15 protein-coding genes are annotated in these 18,501 nt (G+C 46.5%); 12 read left to right on the top strand and 3 right to left on the bottom strand.

Going from position 1 to position 18,501, the window contains the following annotated elements; translation table 11 throughout:
• Positions 1 to 27: 27 nt before the first annotated feature.
• Entirely contained in the window at positions 28 to 282 is a 255-nt protein-coding gene (locus INQ51_RS06860) for a hypothetical protein (RefSeq protein ID WP_233377138.1), read from the bottom strand.
• Between the two features lie 862 nt (positions 283 to 1,144).
• On the opposite strand from INQ51_RS06860, the gene tnpA reads away from it, so the two are divergent.
• Positions 1,145 to 1,609 carry an IS200/IS605 family transposase gene (gene tnpA, locus INQ51_RS06855; RefSeq protein ID WP_233377137.1) on the top strand — a complete coding sequence of 155 codons (465 nt, stop codon included), beginning with the start codon at positions 1,145 to 1,147 and terminating at the stop codon, positions 1,607 to 1,609.
• Between the two features lie 465 nt (positions 1,610 to 2,074).
• Here tnpA and INQ51_RS06850 read toward each other — a convergent pair whose 3' ends face one another.
• Positions 2,075 to 3,034: a tocopherol cyclase family protein gene (locus INQ51_RS06850; RefSeq protein ID WP_233377136.1), complete on the bottom strand. Its 960-nt coding sequence runs from the start codon at positions 3,032 to 3,034 to the stop codon at positions 2,075 to 2,077.
• A 329-nt stretch (positions 3,035 to 3,363) separates the two neighbouring features.
• Here INQ51_RS06850 and INQ51_RS06845 point away from each other — a divergent pair, with 329 nt between their 5' ends.
• The 3 genes from INQ51_RS06845 to INQ51_RS06835 all read left to right on the top strand — a co-directional run bounded on the left by INQ51_RS06845 (position 3,364) and on the right by INQ51_RS06835 (position 8,263).
• Positions 3,364 to 5,073 (top strand): hypothetical protein, encoded by a 1,710-nt coding sequence (locus tag INQ51_RS06845; protein WP_233377135.1) that lies wholly within the window; start codon positions 3,364 to 3,366, stop codon positions 5,071 to 5,073.
• Positions 5,074 to 5,083: 10 nt separating this feature from the next.
• Positions 5,084 to 6,289 carry a radical SAM/SPASM domain-containing protein gene (locus tag INQ51_RS06840; protein WP_233377134.1) on the top strand — a complete coding sequence of 402 codons (1,206 nt, stop codon included), beginning with the start codon at positions 5,084 to 5,086 and terminating at the stop codon, positions 6,287 to 6,289.
• A 684-nt stretch (positions 6,290 to 6,973) separates the two neighbouring features.
• The gene (locus tag INQ51_RS06835) at positions 6,974 to 8,263 is read left to right on the top strand and encodes a citrate (Si)-synthase (protein WP_233377133.1); all 1,290 of its coding nucleotides are present in this window, start codon (positions 6,974 to 6,976) and stop codon (positions 8,261 to 8,263) included.
• 654 nt (positions 8,264 to 8,917) lie between these two features.
• Here the strand turns inward: INQ51_RS06835 and INQ51_RS06830 are convergent.
• Positions 8,918 to 9,715, bottom strand: a complete 798-nt coding sequence (locus tag INQ51_RS06830; protein ID WP_233377132.1) for a hypothetical protein — start codon at positions 9,713 to 9,715, stop codon at positions 8,918 to 8,920.
• A gap of 620 nt (positions 9,716 to 10,335) precedes the next feature.
• Here INQ51_RS06830 and INQ51_RS06825 point away from each other — a divergent pair.
• The 8 genes from INQ51_RS06825 (at position 10,336) to INQ51_RS22505 (ending at position 18,500) form a co-directional block, all read left to right on the top strand.
• Positions 10,336 to 12,495, top strand: a complete 2,160-nt coding sequence (locus INQ51_RS06825) for a tetratricopeptide repeat protein (RefSeq protein WP_233377131.1) — start codon at positions 10,336 to 10,338, stop codon at positions 12,493 to 12,495.
• Between the two features lie 180 nt (positions 12,496 to 12,675).
• Positions 12,676 to 13,797, top strand: a complete 1,122-nt coding sequence (locus INQ51_RS06820) for a mandelate racemase/muconate lactonizing enzyme family protein (RefSeq protein WP_233377130.1) — start codon at positions 12,676 to 12,678, stop codon at positions 13,795 to 13,797.
• A gap of 187 nt (positions 13,798 to 13,984) precedes the next feature.
• Entirely contained in the window at positions 13,985 to 14,596 is a 612-nt protein-coding gene (locus INQ51_RS06815) for a Crp/Fnr family transcriptional regulator (protein WP_233377129.1), read from the top strand.
• Positions 14,597 to 14,669: 73 nt separating this feature from the next.
• Positions 14,670 to 14,876 carry a DUF2892 domain-containing protein gene (locus tag INQ51_RS06810; RefSeq protein WP_233377128.1) on the top strand — a complete coding sequence of 69 codons (207 nt, stop codon included), beginning with the start codon at positions 14,670 to 14,672 and terminating at the stop codon, positions 14,874 to 14,876.
• Positions 14,877 to 14,963: 87 nt separating this feature from the next.
• Positions 14,964 to 16,229, top strand: coding sequence for a T9SS type A sorting domain-containing protein (locus tag INQ51_RS06805; protein WP_233377127.1), 1,266 nt, complete (start codon positions 14,964 to 14,966; stop codon positions 16,227 to 16,229).
• A gap of 15 nt (positions 16,230 to 16,244) precedes the next feature.
• A complete protein-coding gene (locus tag INQ51_RS06800; RefSeq protein ID WP_233377126.1) occupies positions 16,245 to 17,096 on the top strand; it encodes a DUF5777 family beta-barrel protein in 852 nt (283 codons plus the stop codon).
• A 121-nt stretch (positions 17,097 to 17,217) separates the two neighbouring features.
• Complete coding sequence (locus INQ51_RS06795; RefSeq protein WP_233377125.1) at positions 17,218 to 17,913, top strand: hemerythrin domain-containing protein; 696 nt, start codon at positions 17,218 to 17,220, stop codon at positions 17,911 to 17,913.
• On the top strand, positions 17,913 to 18,500 hold the full coding sequence (locus tag INQ51_RS22505; RefSeq protein ID WP_262909859.1) for a helix-turn-helix transcriptional regulator: 588 nt from the start codon (positions 17,913 to 17,915) through the stop codon (positions 18,498 to 18,500). Before INQ51_RS06795 ends, INQ51_RS22505 begins: the two co-directional genes overlap by 1 nt.
• Position 18,501: the final 1 nt, after the last annotated feature.

Genomic DNA, 18,501 nt, shown 5'->3' with positions numbered 1-18,501 from the left:
AAAATGAACATAAAGTGATTGTTCTACCTAATTTTCTTCGCGCAATGGAATTAATTCACACCAGTCGTGATCTAACTCGGGGTTATAAGTTGGGAATTGGGGTTTTACTAATCCGAAATCGTGTGGAACAAAATACAATCCATCGATTAACAGGCTTTTAAACCATCTTTGAAATTCATGAAATGTTAGATTCTTGGGATTGGCGATTTCAGCTTCTTCAAACAGTTTATAATTGCCTGCATCTCGGTACAAATATTCAATGATGATTTTATGTTTCTTCATTCAGCAAATGAAGAGAATATGTTTGCTCGTGTCAACGGACTATGAGTAACATCCCTGATGCCAGCGGCATCGAATGTCTATAGAATATTCGTTGAGAAAGAAGATATTCGACTCCGGCCGGAGTCGTACCTTTCCTCTCAGGGCTTATTTCTATAAGCATTCCAATCCACCGGATTTGATTTTTGTTCCGCATTGTGACAGGCACCAGCTTTGGGTTTTGTGCTTTGCCCTTCATGCGGCCCATATTGTACGAGCGGATATGTTGATCGTGCACATCCATCGTTTCCAAAATTACAATTAAAAGCCATTGCTACCAGACGGATGCCGGCGGCATCAAATGTCTATAGAATATTCGTTGAGGAATGAGATATTCGACTCCGGCCGGAGTCGTATTTCCTCCACACATTGTATTTTCTATAGACATGCAAATCCTCCGGATTTGATTTTTGTTCTGCATTGTGACAGGCACCAGCTTTGGGTTTTGTGCTTTGCCCTTCATGCGGTTCCTATTGTACGAGCGGGTATGTTGATCGTGCACATCCATCCCAAAGCATTAATGCAAGCTAAAAATAAAAAATGAAACACGCATCCCTGATGCCAGCGGCATCAAATGTCTATAGAATGTTCGTTGTGAAAGAAGATATTCGACTCCGGCCGGAGTCGTATTGCTTCCACCGATGTGTTTTCTATACACATGCAAATCCTCCGGATTTGTGGTATGGTGGCCCATTATGCTTTCTATCCACATTCAAATCCACCGGATTTGTGATGAGGTGGCCGATCTTGTTTGCTATAGACGCGTTAATCCTTCGAATTGGAAATCGAATTGCTTATCTTGTAATCAACAACTAAAACATACATTATGGCCGATACATTCTCACAAATTTATATACAGGTGGTCTTTGCCGTACAAAACCGAAAAGCGCTCATTCAGTCCGAATGGGAAGAGGAATTAAACAAATACATAACCGGAATTGTACAGAACAAAGGACAAAAAATGTTAACGATTAACGGCACCGCCAACCACATTCATTTTCTGATTGGCATGAAACCTACTTGTTGCCTTTCTGATTTGGTCAGAGAAATAAAAAAATCATCCGTCGCATTTATCAAAGAAAAGCAATTCTCGAAATTTCAGTTTCGATGGCAGGAAGGATTCGGGGCATTTTCTTACGGACAATCCCAATTGTCGGATGTAATTCGATACATCGAAGGTCAAAAAGAACATCATAAAAGAAAAACCTTTCAGGACGAATATGTAGCTTTTCTCAGCGCTTTTGAAATTGAGTTTAAAGATGAATATTTATTTGAATGGCTGGATGATTGATGCCCGCGGCATCAAATGTCTATAGAACATTCGTTGAGGAATGAGATATTCGACTCCGGCCGGAGTCGTACCTTTCCTCTCAGGGCTTATTTCTATAAGCATTCAAATCCTCCGGATTTGTGGTGTGGCGGCCGATTGTGTTTTCCATACACATTCAAATCCGCCGGATTTGATTTTTGTTCTGCATTGCAACAGGCACCAGCTTCGGGCTTGGTATTTTTGCCCTTCATTCGGCTCCTATTAAAGGAGCGCGTTGCTTTGTTGTGTACGTCGGCCACGGTAGTTCAGCGTTTAATGTTAGGAAGAAAGTTGGAAGCGGAAGATACAGTCGCAGTTTGCAGCACTTATATCTCGTGTCTCGCAGCTTATGATTCACTACTTGCGGCTAGTAGCTTGATCCTTGATTCCGGATACTAGATGCTCGTAACTCGCAGCTCGTGTCTCGCTACTGGTAACCCGCAGCAATCAATCGATCGTAATCTCATCAATTTTACCTGCAATCTCAACAGCTGCATTTCGTCCGGTATCATTAAAAGCGATTTTGCCGTTTTGTTTATCGGTAAGTTTTACATCAAGCGTTGAGGTCATGCTTTCACTAATACGCCCATCCATAAAACCTGAAACAGGTGATGCCAGTTCCGTGGCTTTGTTTCGGTGAACCACTATTTCCAGCAGGTAATTCTTATTTTCCATTACCACCTCTGCCACATCAACACCCGCCACGGAGCGTACTAACCGGGAACCATTATAGGTGGTAAACTGAATGATTTCTTGGTTATAATAAAGCCCTGCAATAAACCCGACAAAAGAACTGCCTAGCCATGGAATTTTAGCAACCGAAGCCTTAAGCGAAACTCCCTGCTGCGAGAAATGGTTGGTTTGCATCCAGATGTACGCCGAAGGGAAAGAGTGTCCCCAATCTTTTTCGGTATATCCTCTCCCACCGTTGAAATTGATATCCCTGCCATCGATGTTAAGGCTGCCCCGAATTTCATGATTCATACTTAAAACCCCGTGATAACATTCCATAAACGGCACAAAGGCATACGGTCCCATTATTCCCGGCGAATACCAATGATTAGGCCATGGAACCGGATTCGCAAAGTAAAGTTCACCCCTGACGTTTTCAAGATCAAGCAACATCTTATCCAAAGCGAATGAATTGTTCCCGATTGTTGTGGTAAAATAATTTGCACCGGAATTAAAATCTTCCACCGGAAACCGAATATAATCTGATGTTTGTTTTATTCCGTCGAGCACCTGAATAAAAGCCTGCTTACTACCCTGTGCATCCATGGCAATTCCGGGGATAAATGCAAAGGCAGATTTTTCGTCGGCAGTTATAACTTTATAATACCAGCCTTCAAAATATTTCCGATTTTTCCCCCATCCATGATATCGTTCGGGATGAAAAAGTGCTTTCATCTTTTTATGCCACATACTGCCGTTCTTTATCGTGTAAAATACAAAGAATATAGTTAAGGCTCCATCTTGAATGAATGAAGGATGTGCTGATGGAGTGATTGGGTGAATGCAGGAAGACTAAGCCCTCTGTCGTCCTCCTTCTTTTGCAAGGCGACAAATTCAATACAGGATAAGAAAAGTGATCAGTGTTCAGTGTTTAAAGTTAGCAAGGAAGTCTTTTTGTTTTCTCCCTTTCTTTCAAGCCAAATACCCCGCTACGGGGCTAGTTTCTAGTGAATTGCTATTGTGCGCCGGTTTTCGTAAATTATTGTTACCAAAAATCAGGCGCAATGAAAAACCGGTTTTCCTTTCAACTGAGCGGATCCAGGCATAAGCAGCCGCCAAAACTCCGGAAATGGTCACCCGGGTATCGGCTTATTTCCTGGCTGCTGATCGTGTGTTTGCTCAACCTGTCGGGCTGTATGAACTATTTTAAAGTGCGTGGCCCCAGCGCACCCTTGGCCGAAGAAATGGAGAATTTAAGCGCTCAGCACAAGCGAATGATTCTTCATTTTGGGGAAGAGGCCTGGGTGGTTACAACGCCCAAGGTAACGGCCGATTCCTTAACACTGAATACCTGGGAAAAGTACGAGCTGGTGCTCAGCAAACCGGTAGTACCCGATAAAGCAAACCGCTACCGGACAAAAAATCCCTACCGCGAAAATGCCGTACTAAACGAAGTACACATTTATGCTTCGAGCCTGAACCGTTACCCGGGTACGCTAAAGGTGGGTATTCCGGTAAGCGATATCCAAAAAATTGAAATCTATGAAAAAGACAAAGGCGCTACCACCGCATCGTGGGCACTGGGCATCCTGGGAGGCACTGCCGGCGCGTTGGCTGTGCTCACCCTTTTGGTATTGCTGTTAAAATCGTCGTGCCCCTTTATTTATACCTGGGACGGTGAGCAGTATGCGCTGACCGGAGAAATTTACAGCGGAAGCATTCAGCCGCAACTCGAACGACACGACTTTCTGAAACTTCCCGTTTACGCCCCGGAAAACATCAACTACAAGCTAAAAATAGCCAACGAAGTAAAAGAGATCCAGCATACCAACCTGATGGAGATGTGGGTGTTTGACCACGCTTCCGACCTGAACATCTGGGTGGATAAATACGGGAAGTATCATACTGCCGGGCAGCTTTTGTCGCCCGTGTCGGCCACCGCTTTCGACGGTTCCGATCTTTCGGCTTTGATTGCCCAAAAAGACAGTTTGTTTTTTACCGGCCGCATCAGCGATCAGGAACTGCCGCTCACCGACGGAATGATCCTGGAATTTCAAAAACCGGAGAAGGCCGTTGCTGCAAAAGTGATGATCCGGGCCAGGAACTCCTTTGTGCTCGATTATATGATCAGCCAGTTTCACGATCAGTTTGGCGACCGCTACAAACGGTGGAACAAAAAGCAGCAAAGGGTTCCCGAGGCGCAGCTGCGGCAATGGTCGGCCGACCAGAACATCCCGCTGACTTTGTCGGTGGAACGAAACGGCGAATGGGAGGCGGTGGATTATTACAATGTTATCGGCCCGATGGCGTTTAAGGAAGACATCCTTTCGTTCGGGTTAAACGGAACGGAAAGCAACCCGGTAAAAATTAAACTCGAAGCGGGTAACTTTTTCTGGGACATCGATTATGTGGGGATCGATTATTCTGCCGACCTCGAGCTCGACTATACGGTGGTTTCGGCAACATCAGCCCTTGATCAGTCGGGGAAAGACATTACAAAGAAAATACTGGCCGACGATCACCACTATTACGATCAGCCCGAAGTGGGAGACTATGCGGAGCTAAGTTTTGATCTTCCGCCGAACCGGGAGGAAGCGCGTTCGGTTTTCCTGCACAGCAAAGGCTGGTACCACATCCTGCGCGATCCCAAGGGGACTCCTGATATCGAGTACCTGAAAACGTTCCGGGAGCCCGGGCGTTTTAACCGCTTTGTGAATGAATACATGCAGCAAATGGTCGAGTATCAGAACAAAGACCAATTCCCGAACCCATAAAACCGGCGTAGTGAAAGAAAAACAAGAAAGAATACCCGAACTGATCAATGGCCGGAAGGTATGGTTCCTGGTGAGACGGCTGCGTGCCTTTATTTTCTGGCAGATTCTGAAAGTGAACCGCAATCCGCTGACAGCGGTGAGGGAAGTAAAGCGGCTGAAAAAACTCAGAAGTTCGGTGCACGGAAACCAGCGGATCACCAAGCTGGTAAAATCGGGCAGCCTCTACTACTGGGTGACCGATTTTCCCGGGTTTCCGTCGGCCAATCTGAAGAAAGTGATGCAGCAGGAGTTTTTCCGGAATAATAGAGGGAACGGAAGCGCGAACCGGGCAATGATTCCGCAGCAGACCATTATCTGGGGGATTACCAATCGCTGTCAGCTGCAGTGTTCGCATTGCTACGACTGGGACAACATCGACAGCCGAGACCATCTCTCGCTCGATCAGCTAAAAGAGATTCTGCAAAAGATCGAAGAGCAGGGCATCCGCCATGTGCAGCTGAGTGGCGGCGAGCCGCTGACCCGCTTCGACGATATGATCTCGATCCTGAAAGAAGCCTCCACGCGCATTGATTTCTGGTTGCTCACATCCGGTTTTGGCTTGACAGAAGAAAAAGCCCGGGCGCTTAAAAAAGCGGGTCTGGTAGGGGCAAACATCAGCCTCGATCACTGGGATGAAGACAAGCACAACCGGTTTCGGAACCATCCGCGTAGTTTTGAGTGGGTGTTAAAAGCCGTGGAAAACTGCCGGAAAGCGGGAATACTGGTAAGTCTTTCGCTGTGTGCCACCCGCGAATTCACCACCGAAGAAAACCTGGATAAATACATTCAGCTGGCTAAAAACATCGGTGCGCATTTTATCCGCATCCTTGAGGCCCGGCAGGTGGGGCGGTTTTCAGACAAGCCCGTTCGCCTGGGAAAGGACCAAATTGAGTTGATCAGTGATTTTGTGATCCGGATGAACAACGATCCGCAATTCAGCGATTACCCCATCGTCGTGTTCTATGGCTATCACCAGCGAAAACTCGGGTGCATGGGTGCCGGCAACCGCTACCTCTACATCGATGCCAACGGCGATTTTCATGCCTGTCCGTTTTGCCGCGGGCGAAGGGGAAACGCACTCACCGGTTCGTTTAACAACTCGATTGAAAAATTAAGATCGGAAGGCTGCCAGGCCTTTAAGACCGTTTCGGTTGGTGAGGAGTTTGAGGGGATTTAGCTGCAGTTTGCAGTCACAGTGTTCAGTCATTGGTCACTAGTCATTGGTCAATGGGAGTGGTATAGAAGAGATTGCTTAGGTCTCCGTCAACTGACGGATCCCTCGCAATGACAATCATCTGTTAACAGAAAGCAGCGGACAAGTGACGTATTCATTCAGGCATGATTTACTATTGTCCGCTGCTTTTGCCCCCACATAGCGTGTGCGTCTTTGCGATCCGACGGAGGAAGTGAAGCAATCCAAAACAGATGGTAATAAGTAATGAGTTTGAAGAAGATTGCTTCGGTCGTAAACTCCCTCGCAAAGACCAAGATTTTATAGAAGTCTGGTAGCGGACCGTGCAGTTTTCTGCCGGGAATAAGATTTTTGTGGTCCGCTGCCTCTGGTTTCCGTTCAACGTGCGTCATTGCGATCCCGAGGTATCGGGAGAAGCAATCTTAATTCCGGGATACCTAATGCTGAGGGATTGAAGGACAGAAGGATTGAGTGAAGGCATAATACCCGATGATGGTAGTCTCGGTTTGCAGAGGCGCTGAAATCTGCAATCGACATTGAATGCTTGGTTGACTTGCAGCTCGCGGCTAATGGCTAATCGTTCACAGCTCTCCCCCCATTGAAACCCTGGCCGACGCAAGGCAGTAAAAACATATGAAAACGATCAACCGGTTTTAAAAAATAGCAGCCATGGAACAATTCAAGAACAACGTCAAAAAACGGATTGACTACCTGGGTATGGAAATTGCCTGGATGCTTCGGGAGCATCCCAACACAGTGGTGGGAGAAGTAAGCGTAAAGCAACTGCTGGGGGGCATGCGCGGACTTACCGCCCTGGTGTGCAATACCTCGTATGTTGACCCGTACCGCGGTTTGTTTATCAGCGATTATGCGATTCCCGAGTTTGAAGACAAACTGCCCGAAGAGATCTTTTACCTGCTTTGCACGGGTAAGTTCCCCAGCGAAACCGAACTGGCCGAACTGCGTGAAGAACTCGGCTTCCGGGCCGAACTTCCGGACTACCTGTGGACCTTTATCCGGCAGCTTCCGCCCCACCTGCACCCCATGACCATGTTTAGCCTGTGTGTCCTGGCGCTCGAAGGAGAGTCGGTGTTTAAACAGAAGTACGAAGCGGGCGAACTGGCCAAGTCGGAGTACTGGGAATACATGCTGGAAGATGCCGTGAACCTGCTGGCAAAACTGCCCGCCATTGCTGCGGCGATCTACCGCATCCACTTGTTGCGGGAAGAGCCGATTGATTACCGCCCGTCGCTCGACTGGGGAAGCAACCTGGCGCATATGCTGGGGGTGAATCCCGAGCTTTCGTTTGCCGAACTGGTACGGCTGTACATGGTGCTGCACTGCGACCACGAAGGTGGCAATGTGAGCGCGTTTACTTCGAGGGTGGTGAACTCGGCACTATCGAACCTTTACTATGCCACATCAGCAGGGTTAAACGGCTTGGCGGGGCCGCTTCACGGACTGGCCAACCAGGTGTGCCTGCGCTTTATCCGTGGTATTCACGAGCGTTTTGGCGAATCACCAAGCACCGATCAGCTCGACGCTTTTGTGAGGGAAGAGCTCGATGCCGGGCGGGTAATTCCTGGCTACGGGCATGCGGTGCTTCGGGTCACCGATCCGCGGTTTACGGCGTTTATGGAGTTTGGCAACCGCCATTGTCCGAATTCGCCCTACCTGCAAACCGTTAAGAAGCTGTACTACGTGGTGCCCAACATCCTGAAAACCTACAAGGGAGGAAAGGTGGCGAACCCTTACCCCAATGTGGATGCGATTTCTGGAACGCTGCTGTACCAGTACGGGATCAGTCATTTTGATTTCTACACCGTGATGTTTGGGATTTCGCGCACCTTTGGTTTCTGTGCGCAAAGCATTATGGCACTGGGGCTGAACCAACCGATTATCCGGCCCAAAAGCGTTACCAACAAGTGGTTGATGGATGCGCTGGAGCGGGCGGAGTAGAAAACCCAACGGGTTTTCATCGGAATAGCCCCGGGTTTTAACCCGGGGTAATGAGCGCAGCGAATAAGCGGCGCAGTTAAACCATTCGGTAGAGATTGCCGCTTGTATGCGCCGCAATGATTTGTCGTTGTTTTATAGCCAATCCCCGAATTAAGCAGTTTTTCAGCTGGCCCTTCATTGGACGGAGAACTTGGGTCTCAACCCTGTTCCTGGTTGTTGATTGTTGGGGGTTGCTGCCAGCTCTTAACCCCCTTTGTCACCCTCGCTAAAGCCTTACGCTGACATTTCCCCCAAATGGGGGAAAGAATTCGGAAGGTTGGTTTTTGGGAGGGGAAACTATCATCCTTAATATTAGAGTTTATATAGGAATATTTAGGAGTACTCAGTCGTAGCTTGCGGAGACTGGGGGAGGAGGTGGTTAACTGATTTACATTGGAGGAAAGAAGGTAGTACCACCCTGTCAGCGAATTGGAGTTTGTTATGTATGGCAGGTTTCGAGTCGCTGCCACCCCTCCTGGGAGGAGGGGAAATCGTGCTTTTTAAGAGTTACAAATCGATATAAAAAAACAGCCACCTGTATCGACTTTGGGTTTTATTCCTTTTGTAAGACAAGTGGCTGCTTTTGGGAATGGATTCCCTTATGATGCTGGCTGTTTAATCATCGTCGTGGCCGTTGCCATGGTGATCGTCGTCGTAGCCATCGTGGTCATCATCGTCTCCGTGGTGTTTGTGTTTGTAGCGGGTGCGGCAGTCGTGCGCCAGGTTGCTGACAACTATCTGGTAAATGTCCTGGTTGCTGTTGGCCGAGATAACAATCACTCCATCGGTCTGGTCAGCATTGTCGAGGTCAGCCGGGTCCACACGGGCCATCAGCTGGTCGAGGTACATCTGTATCACCGAAGTAACATCGATGCCTTCGTCGGTCACTTCCACGTCTTCCTTTTCGGTTTTGAAATAGACGTCTTGCGTTACGCGCACTTCTATGGGCCAGCTACCTGCATCGTTTTTGTAGGTTCCGCCAAGGAAAAACACAGGTTCGCCGCCCGCATCTTCTTTCTTCCCTTCAATTTTGAGTTCAATCTCGTCGTAAGTGCCGGGCGAAAGCACAAAATTACCAAGGGTAAGTTCGTTGTTCAGCAGGTCGACCCACTCCGAGCCGTGCCATTTGTATTCGATTTCAATCGAGTCTTCGTTGGTGAGCTGGCTTTTTAATTCAGCTTCAAACTTAATGGTGGATACCAGCAAATGAGCCGTATCCCAGACAATGGAATCGGTTTCTACCGTGGCCGATTTAAGCGTTCCCTGAACAGGGAGTGCAAAGCGTGGATTCAATGCTTCAAACTGAACACCAAATTCAGAAGTTCCGTCGTTTTTACTGTCGTCTTTCTGGCAGGCGGTAAACACCATTGCAAGGGCCAAAAAAACAAGCACTACATTTTTCATTCTTCTCATACTTCTCTTTTTAATCAAATAATTTCTCGTGGCTTGCCACGGGTTTTCCTTGTATTCTCCCCTGAATTTCAGGGGAGATGTCATCCGTCAACTGACGGATGGCAGAGGGGTGCAATAAAGAAAATTCTGTTTTTCAGTTTGTTGATGAAACAACGTTGGAGTAATATTCTCTGGCTCTGCCACAGGGATTGTCAACGTCAAGAATTTTCTTTATTGGTTGTGTATAGGCAAACGCAAAAGCGCGTTCAATATTTTAATACCAAAAGGTTTCTTTCTTCCCGGTTCACAATTTATCGCCGGAAGCGTTGCCAAAACTGTGCTTTTTCTGTTTCCTTTCAGGAAAAATAAAATCGTATTGCACAGCTCTCTGTCGAGTTTCCCGTCCTTCCCGTTTTGGTGTATTTCCGGAATGTCCTTTCATTTTAAACTTATTCGCGGGGATTATGTTGAATGGCTTAGTACCGTTTGCTTTCTGCGTGTAACGTGCAAATAAGCCTGTTGAAGAATGTACTTAAGGACATTGATTTACAGTAATAGATGCGGTGTTTTTCAAAAAAATACTAATTTTCAGCTCTATTAAAAGATAGAAGCACACGGGGAAATTCAAAAAGATACGGTTAATGAAAAGAATTGCGTGGCAGTACTGTTTCCTGGTACTTTTTTGTATGCAGGCCTTTTCTTTGTACGCCAATGAGCAGGCCCGGTATGAGTCGAGGATAGACAGCCTGCGGAAAGAAATTGAATCAAAATCGGGGGAGCATGCGGTGGCAGCCCAACTGGAACTGGCCTTGCTAAAAGTGGGGACCGACAAAGCGGAGGCTCAGCAGCTGGCAGATACTGCGCTGCTGGCAGCCAAAGAATCGGGAAAGAAAACGCTGTTGATGAAGGCCTTTTATGCACAGGGCAGGGTACTTCTTGAAAAAGAGCGCTACGAAGCGTCGCAGGCTTTTCTGGATAGCGCTTTGGTACTGGGTACAGAACTGAACGACAACTGGTACAAAGGGGAAATTCTGTACCGGATGGGAACCAACTATCATTTTTTGAGTGATGAAATTGGCGCGTTGAAATCGTTTAACGACGCGGTTCAGGCATGTCGCTTATCCGATAATTACAAAACACTGGGCTCGGCTTACTCCATGATGGGAACCATCTTCCGGATGAACGGTTTGTACGACCGCGCCATCGAATACATTATTAAGTCGGAGTTGAACTACGAAAAAGCCGGGTTTACCGAAGGAAGTGCGTGGGCCGATTACCTATTGGGCCGTACCTATGCCGACCTGGGACTGCAGAAAGAAGCGCTGGAGTACTTTGAGAAGTCGCTGGAATTGTACAAAAAGCTGTCAAAAATCGACGGAGATGAGGGCGGATTGGCGATTTGCTATGCCCAGATTGCCTTGCTTAACATCGCTTCGGAAGAGTACGACGAGGCACGTAACAACATCGAGAATACCCGGAAGATCTATTCGGAAAAAGGATCGAAGTTTGGCATGTCGAACGTATACAAAGACCTGGGAATACTCGAATATTCACTCGGAAATTACCAGCTGGCAGAAAGCAATTTAAGAACCGCGGTGGAGATGAAAGAAGGGCTGAACGAAGTGCTGAGTTCTTCGGTTATTTTTGAATACCTGGGTTTGAGCATGATCGGGCAGGGACAGTTGACAGAAGGGATTGAAATCATAAAAAAAGGATTGGAGCTTGCCATTACCAACGATCAGAAAAAAATTCAGCTTGATATTTACGGAAAGTTGACCCAGGCCTACTTGGATATGGGCGATCTTAAAAGTGCCATTGATTGTCAAAACAAGCAAATCCGGATCCAGGACCTGATTCTGGCAGGAGGCGGAAACATCAAAGCCAGCCAGTTGTCGGCCATGTATGAGATCGACCAGAAAAACAACCAGATCGCCGAACTGGAAAAGCAAAACAAAATCAACGAATTAAGTATCCGGGAACAACGGATCATCCGAAACTTTATGATTAGCGCGGTTGTACTGGCCTTGCTGATTGCCGGAGTAATCCTTTGGTTTTACCGGAAACTGAAATACACCAACCGAGAGTTGTTTGAAGCCAATGCTGCCAAAGACCGGTTCTTCGCCATTATTTCGCACGACCTGCGCGGGCCTACCGGGTCGCTGACTTCCTTTTTGCTACACCTGAACGCCAATTTTGATCAATTTAGCAAGGAAGAACTAAGAGACATGGTGGCCATCCTGTGCCAATCTTCTGAAAATGTAAGCCAGTTACTGGAGAACCTGCTGATATGGGCGCAATCGCAGTCCGAAAAAATTGAATACCGCCCGGAAAGGTTGAGCCTGACCGATTGTATCGACAGTGTGGTGAAAGGGCTGTCGCAAATGGCCGAACACAAAGAAATTGATATCCGTTTTGAGCGGGAACAGGACCTGGTGGTTTTTGCCGATCGCAATATGCTGCAGACCATTCTGCGCAACGTACTTAGCAACGCGATCAAATTTACGCGCAGAGGAGGGCATGTAATTATTCATCCGGAAATGAGCCGGAACAACACCGTTCTCGTTCGTATTTCGGATACCGGCGTGGGTATTGAAAAGTCGAAACTCGCCAGTATTTTTGATATCAGCAATTCGTACCACACCCACGGTACCGAAAATGAAATGAGTACCGGCCTAGGTTTGATCCTGGTAAAAGATTTTATCGAGAAAAACCGGGGAAGTATCTCGATTGAAAGCGAGCAGGAGAAAGGTACCACCGTTTCGTTTACACTTCCGGCAACAGCTTCCGGAGCCCGAATGTAATTTGCTTTCCAAAAGGGCAGACAGCCGGCGTTTCTAAAAGCTTTATCGGGTGCGACAACAGTTCCGCTCGCCAGCCAATAAGTATTAACATAAAAAATTGGGTGTCAGTGTACCTGATGCGGGGTGTTTTTTATAACATTGTAAACGGTTTCCGTTAAACGCTTGGAAGCCACCTTGTATATGAAAGAAGAACAACTCACCATCGACCGGATTGAAGTATACCAGTCGCCGATCAAACTAAAAGAACCCTTTGTTATTTCGCTGGGGCCCTTGGCGTATGCCCAAAACCTCATGGTTGTGATCCGCGCCCGTGAAGGGATTGCCGGCTTTGGTGAGTGCAGTCCGTTTATGACCATCAACGGCGAAAGCATGGAAACGGCTTTTGTGGTTTCGAAATACCTGGCACAGATGCTGCTGGGGCAGAATCCGCTGGACATTGCGGCCTGTTCGGCTGCCATGGACCGTGTTATTTTTGGAAATTCGAGTGTAAAAAGTGCCTTTGATATAGCACTGTACGATATCGCCGCCCAGCAGGCAGGCGTTCCCCTGTATCAATACCTGGGGGGCGACAATACCCGGCAACTGGTAACCGATTACACGGTAAGTCTGGGCAACCGGGAGAAAATGGTCAATGATGCGTTAAAGATCAAAGCTGCCGGATACCAGGTGATCAAAGTAAAACTGGGCGAGAACGGCGAACGTGATATTGAACGGATTCGTGCCATACGGGAAGCCATCGGAAATGAGATTCCGCTGCGTTTGGATGCCAACCAGGGCTGGGGAACCGACGAGGCCATCCGTGTTTTGCAGGCACTTGAACCGCACAACATCCAGTTTTGCGAAGAGCCCATTCCGCGTTGGGATTTTATGGACCTGAAAAAGGTCAGGCAGCAGTCGGGGATACCGGTGATGGGCGACGAATCGTGTTGCGACCACAACGATGCAAGGCGCCTGATTGACCTGGAAGCTTGCGACATGTTTAACATCAAACTGGGAAAATCGGCGGGCATTTTCAAGGCCTTAAAAATCAAAGAACTTGCTGAAGAGGCAAACATGCCTTTGCAGGTCGGCGGTTTTCTGGAATCGCGGCTGGGTTTCACCGCATCGGCACATTTTGCGCTGGCCGGGAAAACCATTGTTTTCAATGATTTTGATACGCCGCTGATGCTGGAAGAGGACCCGGTGATCGGGGGGATCTCGTACGGCGAAAATGGCAAGGTTACAGTGCCGGAAGCTCCGGGACTGGGATTAAGCGTGGATCCCGGATTCCTGAAAAAGCAGGTTTCGGCGGTGTTTTCATAAGTGGATTAGAAATGCCGCTTTTCAAAAAGTCGGAACCAACGGTTTTGTTTTTCATATCAACAGGCATTGTAAATAAACAGATATTCAGTTGGTTGGTTTTATCGGTTTCAGTCATAAGGCATTATTCTGGGATTTTTTCTAACTTGTATAAGACAGTGTAGGAAATAAGTTTTAAAAATACCGAAAGATGAACCGTGTAGAGATTACCGGAATCTCCTCCAAGCTTCGTAATTTGATTTATGAGCATTCGGCGGAAGCGGATATTCCTGCCGGAACTGAAGTAATGTATGAAGGACAGTACATTAAATCCATACCTATTTTAACAAAAGGGTTGATCAAAGTTTTTTCCCGTTACGAAGACAAGGAACTATTGCTGTACTACATCAAACCCTTCGAAAGTTGCATCATGACCTTTGATGCCAGTTTAAATCAATCTCCCAGTCGGGTTTATGCCTCAACAGAAGAGGATTCAAGTGTGCTGCTTATGCCTGTCGAAAAAGTGTTCAAATGGATGAAAGAGTATCCTGAAATGAATCAGCTTTTTTTTCGCCAATACAATGTTCGTTATACCGAATTGATCGAGATGATCAACCAGATTCTGTTTGATAAAATGGACAAACGTCTTTATGAATACCTAAAATCAAAGGCAGAACTTAAAAATCAAAATCCCATAAAAATTTCTCACCGGGAGATTGCCAACGATTTGGGTACTGCGCGTGAAGTTGTAACCCGTGTCCTGAAAAAACTGGAAATGGAGCAACTGGTTAGCCAGGAGGCAGGCGCAATAAAAGTAATGTAGTGGTGACTGTGGTCACCGGTTGCCCATGCTTTTTTGTTGTAACTTGAATAGAAACTATTTTAATCTGTAGTGTATGAAAAGAAATATGGGTAGCATCGATCGTGGCTTACGCGTACTGATAGCAGCGCTTTTGGTTGTACTTTATCTCACAGGAAAGATCGGTGGAACGCTGGGCGTGGTGCTTTTACTACTTGCTGTTGTCTTTTTGCTGACGAGTCTTTTGGGAATCTGTCCATTGTATTATCCACTTGGCTTGAAAACAAACAAAAAGGCTAAATAAGGGAAAGCCGGTTATTCCGGCCTTTTTTATCATCTGTAATAAGATAAAAAAGTCTGTAACTATTTTAAATCTATTGAAAAGAAGCCGATGAAAACAATTTTTACCAGAAAGCAATTTATTGGTGGCGGGCTTTTATTGACCAGTCTTCTGTTTGTCTTGCTTGTTCAGGCACAAACAAAATACGTGGTAGAAGCTTCCAACACAGTGTTTACTCCCGATGAACTGAGTATTCAGGTTGGAGATACGGTGGAATGGCGCAATGTGGAGGGGTGGCACAATGTAAATGGTCAACAAACTACCTTCCCCGAAAATCCTGAATCTTTTGGGAACCAGGAGGGGAACGGATGGGTTTATTCCCATGTATTTACTACGGTTGGAAGCTACAACTATCGATGTGATCCACATGCATCGCTTGGGATGACAGGAAAAATCGAAGTTCGGGCAGCAACCGATGATGGAAAATATACTTTAACGCTGAATCTTAGCAACATGAATCCACATGTCGGTCAGACACTGTACCTGTCGGTGGTGGATAAAAGCTCAGGAAAAGAGGTGGAGCGCAAAATGACTACTGTTAGCGTCGCATTCTCCCTGCAGGTTTCAGGTATTGAAAAAGATCATTCTTATTTTGTGAATTTCTTTGCCGATCACAATGCTAACGGGATGTACGATGCTCCTCCTGTTGATCACTCCTGGCAATTAGAGGCAAACAATGTTTCGGGAAATATTACTTTGGATTTTACTCATAACACTAACTTCATCGATATCAACTGGCAAAACAAACTGACGGTAAATTTTGCCGGAATGAATCCGCATGTGGGGCAAACACTTCGTCTTTGGGTGATTGATAAGAGCTCGGGAGCAGAGATCTCTTATTCCGGAGTGATGGCAACTGCCGAATTCTCCGTTGAAGTTTTCGGGATAGAAAACGGGAAGTCGTATAATATTGATTTTTATGCTGATCACAACAACAACGGAACATACGATGAACCTCCCGTTGATCATGCATGGCGACTGGAGTTGAATAATGTTGCGGGAGATGCGGTACAGAATTTTACTCACAATACCAATTTTACTAATATTTTGCCGGTTACGGCTGTGAGCGACCTTGTAAAACGAATGTTTGCCATGTATCCCAACCCGGCAACTGGCCTTGTACGGCTAGAGCTGACAAGTTCTTTGAGCAAGCCCCTTGTAAATATATTCGACATTTCCGGAAAAATGCAGTTGGTGCAGCAATCGTGGAAAGGAGCCACGCTTGATCTGGATGTTTCTAACCTGGCTGAGGGAATGTATTTTGTGACAGTCAGTACGCGTGAAGCACGCGAAACGCTGAAACTGATTAAACAATAGTGAGAACAATACGGTATGAGGGACAAGATTAATTTGATAATTTTTGGGTTGTTAGTGGTCCTTGCACCAACAGGGGTTTGGGCGCAGGAGGAGGAAGATAAAGTAAACAATGTCTTTCAGGGAACAAGGGTGGTAAACGGGCAGTCGGCAAACCTGGCCGATGATGGTGTTTTAATGCTGATGATCCAGCATCGTTTTGGAGACATAAGTGGGGGATTTTATGATTTGTTCGGATTGGATGTGGCCTCAATGAGATTGGGTTTTGAGTATGGTTTAGGAAAGAACCTTAACCTTGGAGTGGGGCGGAGTACCTGGTTGAAGACTTTTGATGCTTTTGCCAAGTGGCGTCTGGTTCAGCAAAAAAACGATTTCCCGTTTACGGCCGTTGTATCTGCCGGAGCTTCCCTTCCAACAATGCGTGATCACTTTCCGGCAGCTTACGATCAGTTTTCGGATAAGGTCTCATGGAATTTTCAGGTGCTGCTGGCTAAGAACGTGGATAATTTCGGGATCCATCTCTCGCCGGGTTTTCTTCAAACCGGGTATATGCCTGAATTGAACAAAGAGTTGTCGGTTTTCACGCTTGGAACAGCTGCTGCGTTGCGTATTTCAAAAAAAGTTTCGGTCAACCTGGAGTATTTGGTTCCTTTTAGTTCTGATATTCAGGGAGATAATGCGCTGTCAATGGGAGTGGATATTGATACAGGAGGTCATCTCTTTCAGCTGGTTTTATCGAATAATCAGCGTATGTTTCACCAGGCGGTTTACACCAATACCACAGGAAGTTTATCGGGTAGTCACTTGTTTTTAGGATTTAACCTTATTCGGGAATTTAAGCTAAAATACAAGGATATGTGGACTGATTAATTTCGTTTGTTAGCCTTCCTGAATTGAAAAATAAAACCTTTAGCCTATATTGTTGTTCCCTTTAGGTAGCAGACAAAAAGGAAGCATTTTGATGCGAAGTTTTTATTAAAGCAGAACAACCATGCAGGAATTTACGAAGACGGACAAAATGGTGCACCTGGTGCAAAACAATCACAGTTTATTGCCGGTGATTCACCGCTTTGGTATCAGGTTGGGTTTTGGTAATAAAACCGTTGAAGAACTTTGCTCGGTTTACGGGGTCAACACCGATTTCTTTTTGGCCATCGTGAATACTTTTCACAACAAAAACTATTTTCCAAAGGCACAATTGCTTTCCTTTTCGCCCTTGCTGATCGTTGACTATCTCAAAAAAACACATGCCTATTATGTGGGCTTTTCGTTGCCACAGATCGAAGAACTGATTCACCAGCTTTTGTTGAGTACCCCGCAGCAAAACAGTGAAATGAAAATGATCGAAACGTTTTACCTGGCTTACAAGCGAAAGCTACTCGAACATCTGAAAGAGGAAGAGGAAACGATTTTTCCGTACGTGGAAATGCTGGTTTTAAAACCGCAAGAGGTAGAGCACCGGAATTTTGATTTCAATTTTGAAAAGGAACACGAGCACGTGGATTTCGAGTTGAACGACTTGAAAAAACTGATCCTGAAATACCTGGTTCCGGAATACGACGAGTGGGTGTGTAACAAACTGATGGAGGAAATATACCGGTTTGAAAAGGACATGCACGATCATTCGCGAATGGAAGATGCCATTCTGATTCCACACGTTTTGCATCTTATGAAAACCGCGGAATAATGGGACAGACTGTGATCATTATTTACCCGGCAGAGCTGGTTCGCCGCGGACTGGTTTCGGCACTTGAAGATCTTCAGGGGGCGCGGATCGTTAGTGTGGCAACTTTTACAGAAGTGCGTTTGCAGGATTATGCGGCGGTAGCAAAGCTTTTGCTGATTGTTCCGGCCAGCTGTGAGTGTACCGGCGATTTGCTGGAGTTACGAACCCGTATTGGCGAGCACCTGCTGATCGGGATTGTTTCAAACGAAAATGAAAAATACAACCAGGATACGTTTGACAAAGTGCTGCCGCTGGATACACCCGCCCGGCAACTGCGCAAAGCAGCCGAAGGTTTTTTTGAACAGGAGGACGCGGCGCTAAACGACGAACTTACCGCCCGCGAAAAAGAAGTGCTGCGTTTGATCGCCCTTGGAAACACCAACAAAGCCATTGCCGAGAGCCTTTTTATCAGTACGCACACGGTTATCTCGCACCGGAAAAACATTACCGAAAAACTGGGAATCAAGTCCATACCGGGGCTTACCGTTTATGCCATTATCCAGAAAATAGTGGCTCCCACCGATATCTCGGCCGACCATCTGTCGTAAA

It is taken from the genome of Maribellus sp. CM-23 (assembly GCF_021354595.1).
In the GTDB taxonomy this organism is placed as follows: Bacteria; Bacteroidota; Bacteroidia; order Bacteroidales; family Prolixibacteraceae; genus Draconibacterium.
The sequence above is the reverse complement of the archived record's forward strand: the minus strand, read 5'-3'. Positions and strand labels throughout refer to the sequence as shown.